This window comes from Candidatus Merdisoma sp. HCP28S3_D10, from assembly GCF_052065835.1.
GTDB lineage: Bacteria > Bacillota > Clostridia > Lachnospirales > Lachnospiraceae > Laedolimicola.
This window is the reverse complement of the sequence record NZ_JBQHTG010000006.1, coordinates 15,050-36,188: the sequence shown is the minus strand read 5'-3', so window position 1 is coordinate 36,188 and position 21,139 is coordinate 15,050. Positions and strand designations below refer to the sequence as shown.

Annotated in this window: 19 protein-coding genes, 1 pseudogene and 1 other annotated feature (1 of these 21 only partly in view); of the genes and pseudogenes, 15 read left to right on the top strand and 5 right to left on the bottom strand. The window is 51.3% G+C overall.

The window, feature by feature from the left end; all coding sequences use genetic code 11:
• Nucleotides 1-218: a binding site (T-box leader), on the top strand; it begins 39 nt to the left of the window's first position.
• Nucleotides 219-278: 60 nt separating this feature from the next.
• Nucleotides 279-2,249: a methionine--tRNA ligase gene (metG, locus tag ACTNCH_RS12320; protein ID WP_441019462.1), complete on the top strand. Its 1,971-nt coding sequence runs from the start codon at nt 279-281 to the stop codon at nt 2,247-2,249.
• 13 nt (nt 2,250-2,262) lie between these two features.
• Nucleotides 2,263-3,099, top strand: a complete 837-nt coding sequence (locus ACTNCH_RS12315; protein WP_441019461.1) for a Cof-type HAD-IIB family hydrolase — start codon at nt 2,263-2,265, stop codon at nt 3,097-3,099.
• A 46-nt stretch (nt 3,100-3,145) separates the two neighbouring features.
• Here ACTNCH_RS12315 and ACTNCH_RS12310 read toward each other — a convergent pair whose 3' ends face one another.
• Entirely contained in the window at nt 3,146-3,385 is a 240-nt protein-coding gene (locus ACTNCH_RS12310; RefSeq protein WP_441019460.1) for a DUF2508 family protein, read from the bottom strand.
• A 143-nt stretch (nt 3,386-3,528) separates the two neighbouring features.
• Here ACTNCH_RS12310 and ACTNCH_RS12305 point away from each other — a divergent pair, with 143 nt between their 5' ends.
• A complete protein-coding gene (locus tag ACTNCH_RS12305) occupies nt 3,529-3,738 on the top strand; it encodes a pro-sigmaK processing inhibitor BofA family protein (RefSeq protein ID WP_441019459.1) in 210 nt (69 codons plus the stop codon).
• Here the strand turns inward: ACTNCH_RS12305 and ACTNCH_RS12300 are convergent.
• Nucleotides 3,713-5,447 (bottom strand): annotated as a pseudogene (locus ACTNCH_RS12300) (IS1634 family transposase). The gene ACTNCH_RS12305 and the pseudogene ACTNCH_RS12300 sit on opposite strands and share 26 nt — an antisense overlap.
• 308 nt (nt 5,448-5,755) lie before the next feature.
• Here ACTNCH_RS12300 and ACTNCH_RS12295 point away from each other — a divergent pair.
• The 11 genes from ACTNCH_RS12295 to ACTNCH_RS12245 all read left to right on the top strand — a co-directional run bounded on the left by ACTNCH_RS12295 (nt 5,756) and on the right by ACTNCH_RS12245 (nt 16,731).
• Nucleotides 5,756-6,700 (top strand): ROK family protein, encoded by a 945-nt coding sequence (locus ACTNCH_RS12295; protein ID WP_441019458.1) that lies wholly within the window; start codon nt 5,756-5,758, stop codon nt 6,698-6,700.
• A 14-nt stretch (nt 6,701-6,714) separates the two neighbouring features.
• Nucleotides 6,715-7,803, top strand: coding sequence for a lactonase family protein (locus tag ACTNCH_RS12290; RefSeq protein WP_441019457.1), 1,089 nt, complete (start codon nt 6,715-6,717; stop codon nt 7,801-7,803).
• Between the two features lie 168 nt (nt 7,804-7,971).
• Nucleotides 7,972-8,985: a sugar ABC transporter substrate-binding protein gene (locus tag ACTNCH_RS12285; RefSeq protein WP_441019456.1), complete on the top strand. Its 1,014-nt coding sequence runs from the start codon at nt 7,972-7,974 to the stop codon at nt 8,983-8,985.
• A 110-nt stretch (nt 8,986-9,095) separates the two neighbouring features.
• On the top strand, nt 9,096-10,574 hold the full coding sequence (locus ACTNCH_RS12280) for a sugar ABC transporter ATP-binding protein (RefSeq protein ID WP_440322978.1): 1,479 nt from the start codon (nt 9,096-9,098) through the stop codon (nt 10,572-10,574).
• Between the two features lie 16 nt (nt 10,575-10,590).
• On the top strand, nt 10,591-11,562 hold the full coding sequence (locus ACTNCH_RS12275) for an ABC transporter permease (protein WP_441019455.1): 972 nt from the start codon (nt 10,591-10,593) through the stop codon (nt 11,560-11,562).
• Between the two features lie 12 nt (nt 11,563-11,574).
• Nucleotides 11,575-12,543, top strand: a complete 969-nt coding sequence (locus ACTNCH_RS12270) for an ABC transporter permease (protein WP_441019454.1) — start codon at nt 11,575-11,577, stop codon at nt 12,541-12,543.
• 18 nt (nt 12,544-12,561) lie between these two features.
• Nucleotides 12,562-13,605, top strand: a complete 1,044-nt coding sequence (locus ACTNCH_RS12265) for an aldose epimerase family protein (RefSeq protein ID WP_441019453.1) — start codon at nt 12,562-12,564, stop codon at nt 13,603-13,605.
• Nucleotides 13,606-13,637: 32 nt separating this feature from the next.
• Nucleotides 13,638-15,026, top strand: coding sequence for a 6-phospho-beta-glucosidase (locus ACTNCH_RS12260; RefSeq protein WP_440322982.1), 1,389 nt, complete (start codon nt 13,638-13,640; stop codon nt 15,024-15,026).
• A 1-nt stretch (nt 15,027) separates the two neighbouring features.
• Nucleotides 15,028-15,990, top strand: coding sequence for an ROK family protein (locus tag ACTNCH_RS12255; RefSeq protein ID WP_441019452.1), 963 nt, complete (start codon nt 15,028-15,030; stop codon nt 15,988-15,990).
• A gap of 11 nt (nt 15,991-16,001) precedes the next feature.
• The gene (locus tag ACTNCH_RS12250; RefSeq protein WP_441019451.1) at nt 16,002-16,478 is read left to right on the top strand and encodes an HAD family hydrolase; all 477 of its coding nucleotides are present in this window, start codon (nt 16,002-16,004) and stop codon (nt 16,476-16,478) included.
• Nucleotides 16,363-16,731: an HAD family hydrolase gene (locus tag ACTNCH_RS12245; RefSeq protein ID WP_441019472.1), complete on the top strand. Its 369-nt coding sequence runs from the start codon at nt 16,363-16,365 to the stop codon at nt 16,729-16,731. Before ACTNCH_RS12250 ends, ACTNCH_RS12245 begins: the two co-directional genes overlap by 116 nt.
• A gap of 53 nt (nt 16,732-16,784) precedes the next feature.
• Here the strand turns inward: ACTNCH_RS12245 and ACTNCH_RS12240 are convergent, their stop codons facing one another.
• Complete coding sequence (locus ACTNCH_RS12240; RefSeq protein ID WP_158363860.1) at nt 16,785-17,540, bottom strand: DeoR/GlpR family DNA-binding transcription regulator; 756 nt, start codon at nt 17,538-17,540, stop codon at nt 16,785-16,787.
• A 174-nt stretch (nt 17,541-17,714) separates the two neighbouring features.
• Between ACTNCH_RS12240 and ACTNCH_RS12235 the strand changes: the two genes are divergently transcribed.
• Nucleotides 17,715-18,494: a glycyl-radical enzyme activating protein gene (locus ACTNCH_RS12235; protein ID WP_158363861.1), complete on the top strand. Its 780-nt coding sequence runs from the start codon at nt 17,715-17,717 to the stop codon at nt 18,492-18,494.
• Nucleotides 18,495-18,572: 78 nt separating this feature from the next.
• Here ACTNCH_RS12235 and gnd read toward each other — a convergent pair whose 3' ends face one another.
• Nucleotides 18,573-20,024 (bottom strand): decarboxylating NADP(+)-dependent phosphogluconate dehydrogenase, encoded by a 1,452-nt coding sequence (gene gnd, locus ACTNCH_RS12230; RefSeq protein WP_441019450.1) that lies wholly within the window; start codon nt 20,022-20,024, stop codon nt 18,573-18,575.
• Between the two features lie 15 nt (nt 20,025-20,039).
• Complete coding sequence (locus ACTNCH_RS12225) at nt 20,040-21,113, bottom strand: PfkB family carbohydrate kinase (protein WP_441019449.1); 1,074 nt, start codon at nt 21,111-21,113, stop codon at nt 20,040-20,042.
• Between the last annotated feature and the right edge of the window lie 26 nt (nt 21,114-21,139).

Sequence of the window (21,139 nt, the reverse complement as noted above, 5' to 3'; positions counted from 1 at the left end):
TTACAGAGAATTCCCGGTGCTGAGAGGGATAAAGACAAAAGGGCTGAAGATGGTTTCTGAGCGGCACGGATGAACGCAGGTGTCGGATAAGACTGCTGCGATAAGCCGTGAAGGGTGCGCCCGTTACAGCGTCAGGGTATGCAGGTACCCGCAGAGGTCTGTTTCGTGAGGAACAGGCGAATGGAAGTGGTAACACGGGAATCAGCCCCGTCTTCTTTGGTATTGAGGAAGACGGGGATTTTTTGATCTTTCGTTTGCATAGAAAAGAGAGGTAAAAAATGGACAAGAAAAAATTTTATATGACTACGGCTATTGCCTACACGTCAGGCAAGCCCCACATCGGCAACACCTATGAGGTCGTGCTGGCGGACGCTATCGCCCGTTTCCGGAGACTGCAGGGCTACGACGTATTTTTCCAGACCGGAACCGACGAGCACGGTCAGAAGATCGAGCTGAAAGCAGAAGAGGCAGGCGTAACGCCGAAGGAATTTGTAGACAATGTATCCGGTGAGATTAAGCGTATCTGGGATCTGATGAACACCTCCTATGATAAATTTATCCGCACCACAGATGATTACCATGAAAAGCAGGTACAGAAGATCTTTAAGAAGCTGTACGATCAGGGCGACATCTACAAGGGAGCGTATGAAGGAATGTACTGTACTCCCTGCGAGTCCTTCTGGACCCAGTCCCAGCTGGTAGACGGTAAGTGTCCGGACTGCGGCCGTGAGGTTCAGCCGGCTAAGGAGGAGGCTTATTTCTTCCGTATGAGTAAATACGCGGATCGTCTGATTGACCACATCAACAAGCATCCGGAATTCATTCAGCCGGTTTCCAGAAAGAATGAGATGATGAACAACTTCCTGCTTCCGGGCCTGCAGGATCTGTGTGTATCCCGTACCTCCTTCAAGTGGGGCATTCCGGTAGATTTTGACCCGAAGCATGTGGTATATGTATGGCTGGACGCGCTGACAAACTATATTACCGGTATCGGCTATGAGTGTGACGGAGAATCCAGTGATCTGTTTAAGAAGGAGTGGCCGGCCGATCTGCATCTGATTGGTAAGGATATTATCCGTTTCCATACCATTTACTGGCCGATTTTCCTGATGGCGCTGGATCTTCCGCTGCCGAAGCAGGTATTTGGCCATCCCTGGCTCTTACAGGGCGACGGAAAAATGAGCAAGTCTAAGGGAAATGTGCTCTACGCAGACGATCTGGTGGAGATGTTCGGTGTGGACGCAGTCCGCTACTTTGTGCTTCATGAAATGCCCTTTGATAACGACGGCGTGATTACCTGGGAGCTGATGGTGGAGCGTATGAATTCCGATTTGGCCAACACCCTGGGCAATCTGGTAAACCGTACCGTATCCATGTCCAACAAGTATTTTGACGGCGTGGTAAATAATGCAGGCGTGATCGAGCCGGTGGACCGTGAGCTCCGCGAGGCCGCTGTCAGCGCTGCAGAGAAGGCTTCCGCAAAGATGGACGAGCTGCGTGTGGCTGACGCTATGACTGAGATCTTCAACCTGTTCAAGCGCTGCAACAAATACATCGACGAGACAATGCCCTGGGCGCTGGCCAAGGACGAGAACAGAAAGGATCGTCTGGCAACTGTTCTCTACAACCTGGTGGAGAGTATCAGTATCGGCGCAAGCCTGCTGGAGCCGTTTATGCCGGAGACCGCAGAGAAGATTCTGGCACAGCTGGGCGCAAGAAAGCGGTCCCTTGAGGTAATGAATATGTTCGGCCTCTATCAGTCCGGCAATAAGGTAACGGATAAGCCGGAGATTCTGTTTGCCCGTCTGGACGTAAATGAGGTTTTGGAAAAGGTAGAGGCAAAGAAGGCTGCGGATGCGGCTGCGCAGGCGGAGCCGGAGACCACAGAGGAAGCGGCGGACGTCATCGATATTGAGCCCAAGGCAGAGATTACCTTTGACGACTTTGAGAAGCTGCAGTTCCAGGTAGGCGAAATCATTGCCTGCGAGGCGGTGAAGAAATCCAAGAAGCTTCTGTGCTCACAGGTTCGTGTGGGCAGTCAGGTAAAACAGATTGTGTCCGGTATCAAGGCTCACTATACGCCGGAGGAGATGGTCGGAAAGAAGGTTATGGTTGTGGTGAATCTGAAGCCCGCCAAGCTTGCAGGCATTCTCTCTGAGGGTATGCTGCTGTGCGCCGAGGACGCAGAGGGCAATCTGGCGCTGATGACGCCGGAGAAGGATATGCCGGCAGGAGCTGAGATCTGCTAAACAGGAGAAAAAGATGGGAATTCGACTGATTGCGTTCGATTTGGATGGAACTCTTTTGAAAAATGATAAAACGATTTCGAAAAGAACCAGGGAAGCTTTGCAGAGGGCGGCGGATCGAGGAATTTATTTGGTGCCCGCTACCGGAAGAATCTATGCGGGATTGCCGGAGAATATACGGAACCTGCCCTTTATCCGTTATACGATTACAGCGAACGGAGCAGAGGTTTATGACGCTGTGGAAAAGAAAATTCTGCAGCGGGAAGAGCTGAACCGGGAAGAATCAGAGAGAATATTTGCGTATGGAAAAGGGCTGGATGCGATTTGCGGCTGTTATCAGAGTGGAAAAGGCTGGATGGAAGAAGCGGAAATGGAGCAGATGGGAGAATATGCTTCCAGCAGTAAATTACTGGGATTGATGAAGCAGGTTTATATTCCGTTGAAAAACCTGCCGGAAGCGATTTTTTTACAGGAGCCTACCATTCAGAAAATCCAGTATTATTTCCGGGAGGTTCCGGAACGGGATCGTATCCTGCCGGAGATGAAAGAGAGGTTCCCGGATCTGGAGGTTTCCACATCTCTGCCGAACAATATTGAGATCAATTCAGCGAGAGCCAATAAAGGTCTGGGCCTGGAATTTTTATGTAAATATCTGGGAACTCAAACGGAAGAATGTATGGCCTTCGGCGATGGAACGAATGATCTTGCCCTTTTAAAGAAGGCAGGCAGGGGCGTAGCTATGGCCAATGCGGAGCCTGAGGTTCTGGAGGCTGCCGCGTACCGGACTCTGACGAATGAGGAAGACGGCGTGGCAGTAGAGATTGAAAAATATCTGGAAACAGAAGAAATGTAATGAAATGACAGGAAACCGGGAGTGTGGAAAAGGCACTCCCGGTTTTTTATGAAAATCGTTGCTGCTCCAGCCGCCGGACCTGCTCCAGCAGAAATTTATAGCGCTTCTGGACAGAATAAATCTCATAGGTATAGCAGTCTATCAGATCTGGTTCCACTACGGTTTCGAAATTGGCGTAGGCGGCGTCCAATGCGTTTTTGGTAAGCGTCAGATCGTTCATCAGCTGCCGTCGGGCTGAAAAACGTTCATATTCTTCCAACGGTTCTTCCTTTTTTAAAAATCCCATAAAAACCCCCATATCCGGAAATTATTTTATAGTAGAAGTATAGACGGAACTGGAAAAATTTATACAAAAAACAGAAAAAGGAAAGATAGAAAGGGTGCGTGAATAGATTATATCAAAGAGAACTGTAAAAAATGGTGGATTTTATGAGGATTGTAAATTTTCTTCTTCGCGCCGTATTCGGCGCTATCGGGATTCAGGTTATCAATGGCCTGCTCCTGTCCCAGAATATTTCAATTTCTGTGGGATTGAATCCATTGACGCTTTGTACGGCAGGAAGCCTTGGAATCAGCGGGATTGGGCTTCTTTACGGGATTGCGGCCCTTGGAATTAAAGGCCTTTGGAGCGCCGGATGATACCTGCCATAGACTTTGGCGTGATAAGTTCATAGTCTGTGCGGAAACCTGCGTTTTCATGCAAATCATCCGTAAGGGAAGTACGTGTATAACAGGGAATGTATCCGTAGTCGCCAAGTTTTCGCATATCCATTTTTCGTAGGGTATAAAAAATATCTTCACAGGTATATTTGTCACCCAGCTGTTTTTCCAGGATGCGATAAATCATCAATGCAATAAAACAGGTCAGGAAATGGGCTTTTATACGGTCATCTCCCTGAAGAAAAACGGGTCTGGCTTCGAACTCGGATTTCATGATACGGAAGGATTCTTCGATTTCCCAACGGTCATGGTTAATCTTTGCGATGACGGCCGGATCATCGTCGAGATTGGTGCAAACGGCATAGAAACCGTCATATCGGCTCTCTTCGTGAAGGGCAGTTTCATCCAGCTCATACATAGCCTTAACGGCGATTTCTCCGTCCATTGTGCAGGAAGTCTTTTTGATAAAGCGCCTGGCGTCATTCTGAGAACGTTTATCAGAAGAAGAGGGATGTTCCAGGTACTTCTTCGCACGTTCCAGCTGACGGCTTCGGACAGTCTGCTGGTAAAAGCTTGTATTTCAAAGAATAAGTAACAATCAGGGTCTGTTCAAAGGGGATGTCCCGCTCTTTGTCGTAGCCTTCGATAAAGGTTTGCTTGTAAAAAAGTTTTCTGCGGTTTTCAGGTGTATCTTCCAGTTTCGAAATGTCATAAGTTTTTTTATCGCCCTCCAGCATCCAGCCAGCTGGCTCCAGGCACCATTCCTTTAAATCTGTTTTTAGCTTTTTAATGGATTGTGTTGTAATAAAACTGCGTTCCCCGAAGTTATTAAATTTCCTGTTTGCATCGGAAGACAATCCGGCGTCTGTGCAGACAACAAACCTGGAAAGTTCAAAATCCCGCATGATCTGCTGCTCCAGAGGTGTGAGGGACAGCTGCTCATTCTGATTTCCGGGATTGATACAGAAGGCAAGTGGAATTCCGGATTTGTCCATAAATAATCCCATCTGAACAATCGGGTTAGGCCGGTGTTCTTTACTCGGGCCATACTGCTTTAAACCTGCTTCCTGCTCGGTTTCGAAGAAGTAGTTGGTACAGTCGTAGAATAAAATTCCTGTGCTGCGCTTCAGGACCTTTTTGGAACGCTTATAGAGTTCAGCCTGAATCAGGTCCGCATTTTCGGCAAGGACGGACAGGGCGCGGTAGACCTGGTGCAGTTCAAACTGAGGCGGTTCCATTAGGGAACGGGATTGTTCGTAACAGGAAAGCTTTGATGATGGAAAAAGAATACGTCCATAAACGAGACGGGAAAGGATGGCATCCAGGTCGTAAATAAAAGAGCCTTCTTTTTTTATCTTCCTGCAAATGGAAGGGAGCCCCAGTTGGTGATAAATGTGCTGAAGGAAAAGATAACCGACGTTATAGGAAAGCTGTTCTTCCAGGGAAAGAAGAGCATCCGTGTGAAAGGGAATCAGAACTTTGTGATTGGACTGCGCCTCCTCTTCATTCATCATTTCAAGCTGGGCGTTAGCCCAGGCGTCAACATCCTCGACACCGTAGGTGTCCTGGATGAATTTTTCAGTTCCAAGTTTTTTCACGATTTCAGAAGAGTTTTTACCATTTCTCCGGACGGAACGGATGATGTAATAAGATACCGTATTTTTAGATTTTACTTTACTTAACCGCATAAAGAATACCTCCGTATATATTTTCTATTACAACACAATACGGCATTACGGTTTATAGAAAAAATGAAAATTTACAAAAAAAATAAGGAAAGACAAGGCTTTCCGGGATTTTGGGTGTCAAACTTCCGCAGTATTCGGATCAAAATCCGGATGCTGCTTTTTTCGATCTCATGTTTCGAAACAATATAAAAAGAAACAAAAAAAGTTGTTTTCAAAAGTAATTTATATTTCTATTGACAAACTTGAAATTGATCTATATAATGATAAATATAAAATATAACAAAACAAATTCAATTTGGAGAAAAAATATGTGCAAAAAGTACAGGATTGGAATTGATGCAGGTGGAACCAAAGTAGCATATGGTTTGTTTGATGCGGACGGGCAGCTCCTGGATCGGATGCAGCATCCGTCGGATATTAATGCAGACGGACCGGCTTTCAGCGACCGGATGATTGAGACCATCCGCGAGATCGAGGAGAAGCATAACCTGAAGAACGAGGATTTGCAGGGAATCGGAATCTGCATGCCATCCTATATTCTTTTTGATACCGGTTACGTTTATCTGACCTCGGCGCTGACGAATATTCGCGATTTTCCCATGAAGGAATATCTGCAGGAGCGTCTGCCGGGTGTAAAGATTGTACTGGATAACGACAGCAATGCCGCAGCCCTGGCAGAGTACCGCAAGGGAGCCGGACGGGGAAGCCGCCATATGATCTATATGGCCACCAGCACCGGAATCGGAAGTGGCATTATTATAGATGGAAAGCTGTTCCGCGGAAGCTACGGCTGGGCTGGAGAGTGCGGACACATGCTGGCGACGCCGGACGAGGGCGTCATGTGCGGATGCCGGAACAGGGGCTGCTTCATGTCCCATGCCAGCGGACGCTACGTGCCGAAGCATCTGAAAATCAAGATGCTGGAGGGCAGGGAAACTTCCATGGTGGACAAGGAAGATTTAAGCTGTGAGGATCTGCTGGCAGCCTACAACGAGGGCGACGAGCTGGCCATCGAAATGGTGGAGCAGATGGCGCATTACATTGCGGTCTGTGCGTACAACTGCTTCATGATGCTGAATATCAACGTATTCGTATTCGGCGGCGGCCTGACCCATTTTGGCGACGCGCTGTTCGGCAGAGTGAGAAAGGAATTTGACCGTTACAATCAGATTCCCCTTCCGGTAGAATTCCGGTTCGCGGAGCTGAAGAAAGATTTCGGTATCGTGGGAGCATCCGAACTGGTGCTTGACTGATAAGGAGAGAGGGTATGCGGATATTTACGGGAGGCTATACGGAGCCGATTTTGATGGGATCGGGCGAGATAGTAGAAGGAAGATGCAAGGGTATCGCCTGCTATGATTTCGATGAACAGACCGGGAAGCTGACCTACCGGACAGTGACTGGTGACATTCAGAATCCCTCTTACGTACTGGCAGACGCAGAGGGCGCGTATCTGTACTGTGTCAATGAGCTGAAGGAATGGAATGGCATTGACGGTTCCACTGTTTCTGCTTTTGCCATTGACCGGGAGACGGGAGCGCTTCGGCGCATCAACCGGCAGTTTACCTGTGGGGCGGATGCCTGTCATCTGAGTTTTTCTCCAGATAAAAAGTACCTTCTGGTATCCAATTATTCCGGCGGCAGCCTGGCCGTGTACCGGATCCGGGAGGATCACGGACTGGAACCGGCGACCTGTGTCCTGAGGCACCGGGGCCGGGGCGCGAACCCGGAGCGGCAGGAAAGTCCCCATATCCATCAGACTGTGATGGCGCCGGATGGACAGCACGTCTATGTGTCGGATCTGGGACAGGACGTATTTGCCTGCTACCGGGCGGACTGGGAGAAGGGATGGCTGCTTCCGGAGAAAGAGAAGAACATCTACGGTATCCCGGGACAGGGAACGAGACATGGCGCTTTCGATGGAAATGGAACACATTTCTATGTGATGACAGAACTGACCTGTGAGGTCAATGTTTATCAGTATAAAGCCGGACAGGCAGAGCTGATGCAGACCATATCCGCGTTTGCGGATCCGGCGCAGCAGACGGAAGGCTGCCTTGGCGCGGGTATCCGGATTCATCCCAGTGGGAAATGGGTCTACGGTGCGGTACGCGGTACAAACCATATCGCGGTATTCCGGATGGAAGCGGATGGACGCCTGACACTGACAGAGACGAAGCTAAGCGGCGGTGAAATTCCCCGGGAGTTTATTCTGTCCCCGGACGGCAGGTATCTGCTGGCGGCAAATCAGGATACCGACAATATTTGCGTATTCGCAATAGATGAGCATACAGGTGGTCTTAAGGAGGTCTGGAACCAGGAAAATGTCTACTGTGTCACCTGTATCAGCTTCTGATGAACGAAGCAGATTGTGCACCTTACAGCTCAGATCGGGAGTTGTGGGAGACAGAGGTAAAAACTATAATAGAGACAAATAAAAGACGGCGAAGCAACAACGATAATTTACAGGCGGAAGGCCTGTCGGTTATAGAAAAAACACAAAAAAGTAACAGGAGGGAACAACATGAAAAAGAAGGGATTAGCACTCTTACTGGCAGCGACCATGATCTGTGGTCTGGCAGCATGCGGAAAGTCTGGCGGGGAGACCAAGACTGACGCAGCAGCAGACACAGCGCAGACCGAGAACACCGGCGACACAGCAGCGGCTTCCGGCGACGGCATTACTGTAGGCTGGATTGTACAGGATATGGCGAATGAGTCTCAGTCTTATTCCTGCCGTATCGCAGAAGAGAAAGCGAAAGAGCTGGGAATCAACCTGACCTCTTACGATCAGGCTGGCGACGCTCAGAAGGCTACTGACGCTATCAGCACCTGTATCGCACAGGGTGTAGACGCTATCATTATCAACCCGGCAGATCCGCAGGCGGTTGTACCGGCTCTGATGGAAGCGAAAGAAGCCGGTATCGTAGTAGGACTTTTCTCCTCTGACCTGGCAGCAGAGAGCCAGCAGTACAGAGATTTCTTCTGCGGAACCAATGATACCATGGCAGGCGAGCAGGCGGCTCAGGCGATTATCGACGCATTCCCGGACGGCTGTAATGTAGTAGAGATCGGCGGACAGTCCGGACATGACGCGCAGGTTAAGAGAAGCGACGGCTTCAAGGCTGGTCTGGAAGGCTCCAACATCACAGTTCTGGATTCCAAGAACTGCGATCAGTGGGCAACCGAGGACAGTATGGCTATCATGGAAGACTTCATCGTGAAATACGGCGATAAGATCGACGCGGTATTCTGTCACTGGGATAACGGCGCTACCGGCGTTATCAACGCGCTTGAAAACGCGAATATGGACGGCGTATATATCGTAGCAGTAGACGGATGCTCCGCAGGTTACGATCATGTTAAGGACGGCACCCAGGCTGTATGCATCGGCCAGTCCTTCACCAACATGGTAGCTCAGTCTCTGGATTGCGCACAGAAGGCAGTTGCAGGCGAGAGCTTCGAAGAAATCAACTGGATCCCGCTTGACACCGTTACATCTGAAAACGTAGACAGCTTACCCTATCCGGAGTGGTAAAAAAGAGAGAGTAACACAGAAGTGATTAGCTTGCTCTGGTATCTGCCAGAGCAAGCTTTTCTTAAAAATGGAGATAGTTAAAGGAGATTTTTCTAAAAGGAGATATATCAGTGGAACAGAAAAAAGATTTGATATTGAAGGTCAGCGGCGTAACGAAACGATTTCCGGGTGTTCTGGCGCTGAATAAAGTATCTTTGGAAATTCCCAAGGGCGTGGTATATGGAATTGTTGGAGAAAATGGAGCAGGAAAATCTACACTGATGAAGATTCTGTCCGGCGTTTATGAAAAGGACGAGGGTACGATTGAGTTTGATGGGGAGATCATTGAGCATACCACACCGATTCAGGCGCTGCGCAGGGGCTTGAGCATCATTTACCAGGAGTTCAATCTAGTCAATACGATGACTGTGGGTGAAAATATTTTTCTCGGAAGATTCTCGGAAAATCATGGGATGAAGGGTACCCATCAGAAGGCCCGCGAGCTTCTGGACAGCATCGGCAGCAAGATTGACACCTATACGCTGGTGGGGGATTTAAGCGCTTCCGAAATGCAGATGGTAGAGATTACCAAGGCTCTTTCCTTTGATTCGAAGCTGATCATCATGGATGAACCCAGCAGCAGTCTGACCACAGAGGAGCTGAAGAAGCTGGGCGAGATCATTTTCCAGTTGAGAAATAAGGGCATTTCTATCATCTATATCAGCCACAAGCTGGATGAGATTTTTGAATACTGCAATATTGTCACCATTATGCGTGACGGTAACGTCATTGACACCAAACCTATCGAGGAACTGACCAGAAGCGAGATGATTGCCAAAATGGTGGGCCGTACCATCGAAAATGAGTACCCGCCCCGGGCACATTTCGTGGGAGAACCTCTTCTGGAGGTGAAAAACCTCAACACAAGTAAGCTGCACGACATCAACTTTACCCTGCACAAAGGCGAGATCCTGGGTCTGGTAGGCCTGGTGGGAGCCGGAAGAACCGAGATCATCCGGGCCATCTATGGAGCGGATAAGGTCAAGAGCAAGGAGCTCATTATGGAAGGAAAACCTGTGACCGTATCGAGCCCCAGAGACGCGAAAGCGCTGGGCATGGGACTGGTTCCCGAGGACCGGAAGCAGGAGGGTCTGATTTTACGCTTTTCCGTAGGTGAAAACATCACCATGGCGGCCCTGAGCGAGATTGCGAAAAAGGGTGTGCTGAACCGTAAGAAAGAGAAGGAGATCGAGAAGCGTCAGATTGAAAACCTTCTGATCAAGACGCCGAGCGCGGCTGCCAAGGTGCTGAATCTGTCCGGTGGAAACCAGCAGAAATGCGTCGTGGGAAGATGGCTGGAGCTGAATCCCAAGGTATTGATTCTGGACGAGCCGACCAGAGGCATCGACGTAGGAGCAAAGTATGAGATTTATGTGCTGATGAACAAGATCGTGGAGCAGGGAGGAGCCATCATTATGATTTCCTCTGAGCTTCCGGAGGTTCTGAGCATGAGCAACCGCGTACTGACAGTCTGCGACGGCCGGATTACCGGAGAATTCTCTCCGGAGGAAGTAGATCCGAGCGAGATCATGGACAGGGCCATCGGATAAGGGAAGAGGTAATAGAATGGGAAAATCAATCGACGTAAAAAAATTCTTGTTACACAATCTTGTGTTGCTGGGCATCGTGGTACTGTGCGTGGTAACGGCGATTGTGGAGCCTTTATTTCTGACACAGAATAACTTTACCAATATTTTGAGACAGTTCGGTCCCTTAAGCTTTGTGGCGCTGGGTATGACCTACGTGATCATCGGCGGCTTTCTGGACCTGTCTGTGGTAGGTATCATTTCACTGGTAGGCGTGGTGACGCTGTCCCTGATTGACCCGCTGGGTCAGGTGGGCGCGCTGCTCTGCGGCCTGCTTCTGGGAACCTTCTTAGGATTCCTGAACGGCGTGATCCTGGTGGGCTTTGGCGCCCGGATTCAGGCGGAGGTTCTGTTCATCACCTATGGAATGAGCTCGATCTTCGGGGCTATTGCGCTGATTTATACCAATTCCGAGACGGAGCACATGTCCCGCCTGTCCAATCCCTACACCATTTTCACTTGGATTGGAAAGGGAAAAGTGGGTCCCCTGGCGGTATCCATGATTCTCTTTGTCATTTCACTGGTGGCGGTGGAGTGGTTCTACCGTAAGACCCTCTGGGGCCGACAGATCGCGCTGATGGGCGGCAATAAGATTGCGGCGACGCTTTGTGGTTACAATATGAAGCGCACCATGATTCTGGTATATACCATCTGCGGCCTGTTCGCAGGCATGGGTTCGATTGTTCTGATTTCACGTGTTACGACCGCGTCTCCGGTGGCCGGAGCAGGATATGAGACGGACGCCATCATGTCCGTAGTCGTAGGCGGTACGGCGTTGGCCGGAGGAACCGGAAGCGGCGTCCGGACCGTGCTCGGAGTACTGTTAATTATCTTGTTATCCAACTGTATGAATATGCTGGGCGTGTCTACTTATCTGCAGACCATCATGAAGGGTCTCGTTCTTGTCATCGCTATCTGGCTGGATAATCGTAAAGAACAACAGATTCATTAAGGAGGGCAGAAGATGGATACCAAGCGTGTTTTCATAAAAGCAAAACAGGTTTTACTGAAGCAGAAAGCAGTATTGGCGATTCTGGCCATGCTGATTCTAATGTTGTTTTTCAACACACAGTTTTACAGTGTATACAACTGGATGAACGTATTCCGTTCCGCGACGGTACAGGGAATCATTGCCATGGGCGTGACTATGACCGTGCTCTGCGCGGCCTGCGATCTGTCGGTGGGTGGAATCATGTGTCTGTCCGGTGTTATTACGGTTCTGATGATCAATTCCGGTATGCCCATCGCGATAGCCTGCCTCTGCGCATTGCTGGCCGGAGCGGCTGTGGGTCTGGTCAATGGGTTCCTGGTAGTACATCAGAGAACTGAGCCCTTTATCATTACTCTGGGTATGGGAACCCTGCTGAAGGGTATCTGCCAACAGCTGACGGACGCGCACCCGATTGCCTGCACCAATATGGAATTCATGAAGATTTCCAACACCAAGATTTTCGGACAGATTCCGATTCTGGTGCTGTATATGGCGGTCATTCTGGTGATTTTTTTCTGCGTGCTGCGGTTTACGACCTACGGAAGAAACTGCTATGCCATCGGAGGCAATTATGATGTGGCGAAATATTCCGGTATCAATACGGTGATGATCAAGTGGTCCACTTTTGTAATCTCCGGCGTGATGGCGGCGCTGGCGGGCATTCTCTTGTCCTCCAGAATGAACTCTGCGTCCTCCGTGTACGGAGACAATACCGGTATGCTGGTCAACTGCGGCGTCGTAATCGGCGGAACCTCCTTCGCGGGTGGTATCGGCGGTGTGGTACAGAGCTTTATAGGAGTGTTCGTTTTGCAGTTGATGTCTAACTGTATGGACTGTCTGGGAATCGGAGCCTATGTGCAGCAGCTTCTGCAGGGTATCATTATTGTACTGATTCTGGGATTTGACTGCTTCGGCCGTCTAAGAAAGCGGGAGCATGTATAAGTAAAGGAGAGACAGACTATGAGCGTGACAGTGAAAGCATTTGACAAACTTCGGGACGGACGGATCGCGAACCTGTACACCATTGAAAATCAGAAGGGTATGCAGGCCGTATTGACGGACTTCGGAGCCGTTCTGGTGAAGCTTCTGGTGCCGGATCAGGACGGAAAGCTGAGAGATGTGGTGCTGGGTTATGACGAACTGGAAAAATACGAGGATAATTTTGATATGCTGGGAACGACGGTGGGCCGCAATGTGAACCGGATCGAGAAGGGTCGTTTTACCATCGACGGCGTGGAGTATCAGCTGGAAATCAATGAGAATGATAATAACATTCACAGCAGTATGACCCATGGTTTTCACAAGGTGCTCTGGGAGGCGGAAAGCTTCTCGGATGACAGCGTATCCTTTACCTATCACAGTCCGGACATGGAAAACGGATTCCCGGGCAATCTGGATATCTCGCTGACCTATACGCTGACGGATACAGGCGCTCTGATTCTGTCCTATTATGGAACCACAGATAAAAAGACACTGGTAAATCTTACCAATCACTCTTATTTTAACCTGTCTGGCTATGAGACGGGCAATATTCTGGATACCGTCGTGTGGATCAACGCGGAGCAGTTTACACCGGTGCGGAAGGGAACCATTCCCACCGGGGAAATCCGCGATGTGGCTGGTACGCCCATGGATTTTCGGAAGCCCAGGGCCATCGGGCAGGAGATTCACGCCGACGACGAGCAGCTGAAGCTGGTCTATGGCTACGATCACAATTTCGTTCTGAAAGGTTTCGGAAAGGGACTCCGCAAAGCCGCGACAGCCGAGAGTCCCAAGTCGGGCATTCGGATGACCGTGTATACGGATCTGCCGGGCCTGCAGTTTTACGCAGGCAATACTACCCGGGACATCATCGGAAAGGGCGGTGTGCTGATTACGAAAAACAGCGGCTTCTGTATGGAAAGCCACTATTACGCCAACAGCATCAACACTCCGAATTTCCCGCAGCCCATTCTGGATAAGGGCGGGCTGTATAAGACGACGACCATCTATCAGTTTACATAATGAAAACATAAAAGAAGGAGGAGTCTGTGGTCATGAAAAAGCAGGTAAAAATTGTAACAATTGGTGGAGGCAGCAGTTACACGCCGGAGCTGATCGAGGGGTTCATCAGGCGCTATGAAGAGCTTCCCATCGGGGAAATGTGGCTGGTGGATGTGGAGCGCGGTAAAGAAAAGCTGCGTATCGTATCGGAACTGGCACAGAGAATGTGGGATGCTTCGCCCTATCAGGTAAAGGTGCATACGACGCTGGATCGCCGGGAAGCGCTTCCGGGGGCGGATTTTGTGACCACGCAGTTCCGTGTGGGGCTTCTGGAGGCTCGGATTAAGGATGAGCGTATCCCGGATCTGCACGGAATGCTGGGGCAGGAGACCAACGGCGCAGGCGGTATCTTCAAGGCCTTCCGGACTATTCCGGTTATCGGACAGATTATCGACGATATGCGGGAGCTGTGTCCGGATGCCTGGCTGATCAATTTTACGAATCCCAGCGGTATGGTGACTGAGGCGGCCATCAAAAAATTTGGCTGGAAGAAGACCATCGGTCTGTGTAACGTGCCGACCATCGCGCAGATGCGGGAGCCGGGCAATATCGGCGAGACTGAAGAGGAGCTGACTTATCAGTTCGCCGGACTGAATCATTTCCACTGGCATAAAGTGACAAACCGCGACGGCGAGGATGTGACAGCGGAGGTTCTGAAGCATGTCAATGAGAAGAACGGCGGTACGCCGGTGAATATTTATCAGGAGCCGTTCCCGGAGGAACTGCTGGATTCCATGAAAATGGTTCCCTGCGGTTATCACAGATATTATTTTATGCAGCGGGAGATGCTGGAACACAGTATCCAGGAGTTCAAAAAGGGCGGAACCAGAGCCGAGCAGATGTATCAGGTGGAGCATGAGTTGTTTGAACTCTACGCTCAGCCGGGACTTCACGAGAAGCCGGAGCAGCTTGGCAAGCGCGGCGGAGCCTATTACAGTGACGCGGCCTGCGAGTGTATCAGCGCCATTTACAATGACAGGCATCTGAGAATGACGGTCAGCACCGAAAATAAGGGTGCGCTTCCCTGTCTGGCACCGGATTCCATCGTGGAGGTCAGCAGCCTGATTTCCGCCAGGGGAGCGGAGCCCATCGCATGGGGCGAGATGCCGCCTGCGGCAAGAGGCTGGCTGCAGCTGATGAAGGCCATGGAGGAGTGCGTCATCGAGGCGGCTATTACGGGAGATTATGGTCTGGCGCTGGAGGCCTTTACCATGAATCCGTTGATCGAAAGCGGAAAAGAGGGCAAGCGGGTGTTGGATGAGCTGCTGGTAGCCCATGAGAAGTACCTGCCCCAGTTTGCGGAGAAGATTCAGGAACTGAAGGCTGCCGGTGTGGAGACCGACGACGAGGTAGTCAGGGAGCTTCTGAGAAAGGGACTGTAGCATGAAGTTTTATATTGGAATTGACGTGGGTGGTACGAAGATTGCTTACGGTCTGTTTGATGAAGCGCGCAAGCTGCTGGTGAGAAAGCAGACAGCTTCGGATGATCAGAAGGAAGGCCAGGAGTTTTTTGAGCCGGTGCTGGAGATTATCCGGGAATTTATGGAGGAGGCGGGAGACCGTGGCGGAACCGTAGAGGGTATCGGCATCGGGATCACAGGTTTTGTGGATTTTGAAAAGGGAGCCCTGACGAAGACGGCCAGTCTGCCGAAGCTTAATAATTTTGCGGTGGTGGATTACCTGAAATCCAGGCTGGATCAGGATATCCGCATCGTCATGGACAATGACTGTCACTGTGGCGCGCTGGCGGAATATCGGCAGGGCGCTGGCCGGGGACGCCGGAATATGCTGTACTGTCCGGTCAGCACCGGAATCTCCAGCGGCATGATCATTGACGGAAGGCTGTTTCGAGGCAGCAACGGGGCATCCGGCGAGAGCGGGCATATGCTTGCTGCAGTGCCGGAAGAGGTGGGCATGGCCTGCAGCTGTGGCAATGTGGGCTGCTTTAATTCTCTGGGTTCCGGAAAAGCAATCTTAAAATATGTAAAAAAATGGATCAAAGAAGACGGGGAAAGCTCTATTCTGCCGGAACTGGCAGGGGGCGTGGATCAGATTACGACCCGCCATATCAACGAGGCATATGAGAAAGGCGACGCAGTAGCCATCCGGGCTGTAGAACAGATGGCCCACTATCTGGCCATCTGGATTTTCGACGTTTACATGCTTCTGAATATCGACTGCATCGTATTCAGCGGCGGTCTGCTGGCCATGGGCGACAAGCTGTTCGGGCGGATGAAAGAGGAGTTTGAGCGGTATCACACCAATGAGTTCCCGGTGGAATTTTTTCAGACGGAGCTGGGAAGCGATTCTGGACTTATCGGCGCGGTTGAGTTATTATTTGACTGAGGTGAAATAATATGAGTATTCGACTGATTGCGTTCGACCTGGACGGAACGCTTCTGAAAGAGGATAAGACAGTTTCCGGGAGAACCATGGCCGCGCTTCAGAATGCGGCGGATCGCGGCATCTATCTGGTGCCCTCCACAGGCAGAGTCTACGACGGCATGCCGGATGTGGTAAAGAATATGCCCTTTGTCCGCTATGCCATAACGGTCAATGGAGCGCAGATTTATGACGTGAAAGAAAAAAGGATTTTGCACCGGGCAGAGCTGACCCGGGCGGAGTCAGAAGCTGTCTTTGCTTACGGCAGAGATTGGGAAGCAGGTGTACCGGCCTTTGAAAAATATGGAGAAAAGGATCTTCGATATAGAGCCGACGATTCAGAAGATTCAGTATTATTTCCGGGAAATTCCGGAGAGGAACCGGAGACTGCCGGAGATGAAGGCGCATTTTCCCAATCTGGAGATTTCCACATCCCTGCCGAACAACATTGAGATTAATTCGGCTAAGGCGAATAAGGGCCTAGCACTAAAATTCCTGTGCGGATATCTGGGAATCGGGCTGGAGGAATGTATGGCGTTCGGCGACGGAACCAACGATCTGGCGCTTCTGAAGACTGCAGGCAGAGGCATGGCCATGGCTAATGCGGACCCGGAAGTGTTGAAAGCAACGGCGTATCATACGGCCTGTACCAATGAAGAGGACGGCGTGGCGATCGAGATAGAAACCTGTTTAAAAGAAGTATAAGAAGATAAAAATACCGCTTTTCCGGAAAAAAGCAAACCGAAAAAGCGGTGTTTTTATGCCTGTGTCGTGGTGGTGATGACCTGGATGCCGTGGCGTTCCATGGTCTCTTTGCATTCCGGGGTAATTTGGTCGTCGGTAACAACCATGGAGACCTCTTCGGAATCGAACAGCTTGGCGACGCTGCGTTTTCCGAATTTATCGGAGGTGGTCAACACGATAACATGGTCGGCCTGCTTCGCGAATTCTTTTACCACGGCACTTCGGGTGTGATTGATATTAGTGAAGCCGTTTTCCTCGGTGTAGCCGTCTACGCCGACGAACAGCTTGTCTACGTGGTATTCCCGGGCGCAGAGCTGCGTGACGGGGCCGGTGGTAACCTCGGCTACCGTATCGTAATCGCCGCCCAGCAGAATAATGTGCGCGGTAGGCACCTGATTCAGGTAGCGGGCGATATAAGCGGAATTGGTGATAATGGTGACGTCTTTCTGAATGGCCGCCTCCAGCGCGAACAGGGCGCAGGTGGAACCGGACTCAATCATAATGGTCTCCATGGGTTCGACGATCTCCATGGCCCGTTTGGCGATGGCCTTTTTCTCCGAATAATGGAAAGCCATACGGGAATTGATGGCGTCCGGCGAGGCCTTTGTGGCGTAGCCGTGCTGACGTCTTAAGAGTCCCTGGGACTCCAGCTCCTCCAGGTCCTTGCGGATAGTTACCATGGAGAGCTTCAGAAGCTCGGACAGCTCCTGGACGCTGACCTTTTCTTTCTCATTGACGAGGTTTATGATTTGTAAATGGCGTTCTTTCATTTGCTTCGTTCTCCTTTGCATTTATTATATAATAAGTGGGAAAATAATGCCACATATTTTCGCTAAAAACTTCAAGAATATTTCAAACGAAATATAAAATAATTTCAAAAATAAGTTTACAAACAATAATGCGAATGATAAACTAAGAATAAGAAAAGAAAAAGGAGTTATTTCATGGGAAATTCAGCAGAAAAAGGGCTTATTTTTAATATTCAGAAGTTCAGTATCAACGACGGACCGGGCATTCGCTCCACCGTATTTTTCGCGGGCTGTCCCTTAAGCTGCCGCTGGTGTTCTAACCCGGAATCCCAGAACCGCTTCCGGAAGAAGGCGCTGGCGTCGGGCGATAAGAAGCTCATTGGCCGGGAATGGACCGTGGAAGAGGTGCTGGAGGAAGTGGAGAAGGACCGGGAGTTCTATGAGGAATCCGGGGGCGGTATCACCCTGTCCGGCGGTGAGGTATTGCAGCAGCACGCCTTTGCGGTGGAGCTTCTGAAGGAGGCGCAGAGCCGGGGACTGCACTGCGCGGCGGAGACTACCGGGTATGCCAGCCACGAGGTATTTCGGGAGTTTGTGGAGTATATTGACCTGCTTCTTTTTGATATGAAGCATTGGGATCGGGAAAAGCATTTTGAAAAGACAGGCGTGTATAACGATATAATTCTGGAAAATATGGGATACGCAGTGTCCCAGGGGATTCCGCTGATTGCCCGGATTCCGGTGATCCCGAAGTTCAATGCCAGCCTGAAGGATGCGGCAGGGATGGCAGAAAACTTATGTAAACTTGGAATCCGTGAGGTACATCTGCTCCCTTTCCATCAGTTCGGGGAAAAGAAATACGAGCAGCTGGAGACAGAGTATGAGATGAGCGGTGTGCCGCAGCTGCATCCGGAGCAGTTGCAGAAGTACATCCAGGTATTCCTGGACAGGGGACTGGACGCCAGCTTTAAGTAAATACAGCGAAGGAAAACCGGCTGCCCGGGCTTATGATAAGCTCCGGACAGTCGGTTTTTTCAGGGGATACAGTCTGAATTAAGCGTTGTAAGTGCTGGCTGCGGTATCGCCGCCGTGGCCGGTCCAGTTGGTATGGAAGAACTGTCCGCGGGGAGCGTCCAGCCGCTCATAGGTGTGCGCGCCGAAATAATCGCGTTGCGCCTGTAAAAGATTGGCCGGAAGCCGGTCGGTGGTGTAGCCGTCGAAATAGCTTAAGGCCGCCGTCATAGCCGGAGCCGGGACGCCGTACTGGATGGCTGCCGCCGCGACTTTCCGCCAGGCCGGAAGCAGCCGCTCCATGGTCTCACGGAAATAGGGATCCAGCAGCAGGTTGGCGAGGGCTGGATTGGCGTCGTAGGCTTCCTTGATTTTACCCAGGAAAACGCTTCGGATGATACAGCCGCCGCGCCACATGAGGGCGATGCCGCCGTAATTCAGGTTCCAGCCGTAGTGCTCCGCCGCCGTACGCATCAGGGAATAGCCCTGAGCATAGGAAATGATTTTGCTGGCGTAGAGAGCCTGATGGATGGCTTCCACCATCTCTTTTCTGTCGCCGGTAAAAGCCGGGATGGCGCGCCGGTACGCTGACGCCGCCGCCACACGCTCTTCCTTCATGGCGGAGAGGCAGCGGGCGAATACGGCTTCGCCGATCAGGGTCAGCGGAACGCCCTCGTCCAGGGCGGCAATGCCGGTCCATTTGCCGGTTCCCTTCTGTCCTGCCGTATCGAGAATCTTCTCCACGATGGGGCTGCCGTCGGTATCCTTGTAAGCGAGAATGTCCCGCGTAATTTCGATGAGGTAGCTGTCCAGTTCCGTCTGATTCCAACAGGCAAAGACTTCTTGCATCTCGTCGTCCGACATACCAAGCAGATCCCGCATAAGCTGGTAAGCCTCGCAGATCAGCTGCATATCGCCATATTCGATGCCGTTGTGTACCATTTTCACAAAATGGCCTGCGCCGTTCTCGCCGACCCAGTCGCAGCAGGGGCTGCCGTCCTCCACCTTCGCGCAGATGGCCTGGAAGATGGGCTTTACGAAGGGCCAGGCAGCAGGCGAACCGCCGGGCATCATGCTGGGGCCCCTGAGCGCGCCCTCTTCGCCGCCGGACACGCCGGTTCCCACATAGAGTTTTCCCTGAGCTTCCACAGAAGCGGTTCTGCGGATGGTGTCGGGAAAATGGGAGTTGCCGCCGTCTATGATGATATCGCCGTCCTCCAGAAGCGGTAACAGCTGTGTAATCATATCGTCTACGGCCTGGCCGGCTTTTACCATCAGGAAAACCTTGCGGGGTTTTTTCAGGGCGTCCACCAGCTCGGTCAGGGAGTGGCAGCCGATGATGTTTTTGCCGGAAGCGCGGCCGTTTACAAATTTGTCGACTTTCTCGGTGGTGCGATTGTAGACAGCCACGGTAAAGCCTTTGGATTCCATATTCATGACCAGATTTTCGCCCATGACGGCCAGGCCGATGAGACCGATATCTGCTTTTTTCATATTCTGTATGCCTCCTTATCTCTGCACGCGGGCGTTGCCTTTATAGATATCCCAGACCTGTTTTTCATCTGCCGGTTCCGCATAGTCGTTGAGACTGGATGCGGCCAGGACGCCGGACGCCCAGCCGAACTGCAGGCATTTATCGGGAGCCCAGCCGTTCAGCACGCCGTAGAGCAGGCCGCCGGAGAAGCCGTCGCCGCCGCCGATGCGGTCCAGAACCTGAATCGGACGGGGCTCTTCCACGTACCACTGGCCGTCAGCCAGAAGAATGGCGCCCCAGAGGTGTTCATTGGCGGAAAGCACCTGCCGGAGGGTGGTGGCAAACATGCGGGTATGAGGGTAACGTTCTTTTACCTGGGAAATCATGCCTTTGAAGGAATCTATTTTCTCGGAAAGGTCTTTGCCACCGGTCTCGGGGCCTTCAAAGCCCAGGCAGAGCTGGAAATCTTCTTCGTTGCCGATGAGAATATCGGCCTGGGAAGCGATCTCGTGGAAAGCCTGGTGAAGCTCAGCCTCCCGTCCGGCCCAGAAGGTGGCCCGATAGTTCAGATCAAAGGAAATCAGGGTGCCGTACTGCTTCGCCGCTTTGGCGAGAGCTAGGCAGCAGGCGGTAGTCTCGGGACTCATGGCCGCAATCAGGCCGGAGAGATGCAGGATGCCTACGCCTTCCTGGCCGAAGATGCGCTCCACATCGAACTCGTCGATGGAAAGGGTGCGGCCCACTTCGCCTGCCCGGTCGTTCCAGACCCGGGGCGCCCGGAGACCGAAGCCGGAATCCGCGATATTGAACTGATGACGATAGCCCCAGGGGCCGCCCTGATCGACTTCCGCGCCTTCAAAAGCGATATTGCGGGCGCGAAGCTGACGCCGGATAAAATCCGCCATGGGACTTCCTTTTACAAATTTTGTAAGAATCAGGCACTCGCGTCCTAGGGAGGACGCCACGTTCAGGACGTTGGATTCGGCGCTGGTGGCCTGCATATAGAATAAATTGCTGTTCTGCACACTCATCCGGTTTTCCGGGGTGATGCGCAGCCCCATACTGGTCGGGGCTGCGATGGCATAACGTTTCGTTTTCATGGATGTCATAAAAACCTCCTTTGCTGGCCGGCAGA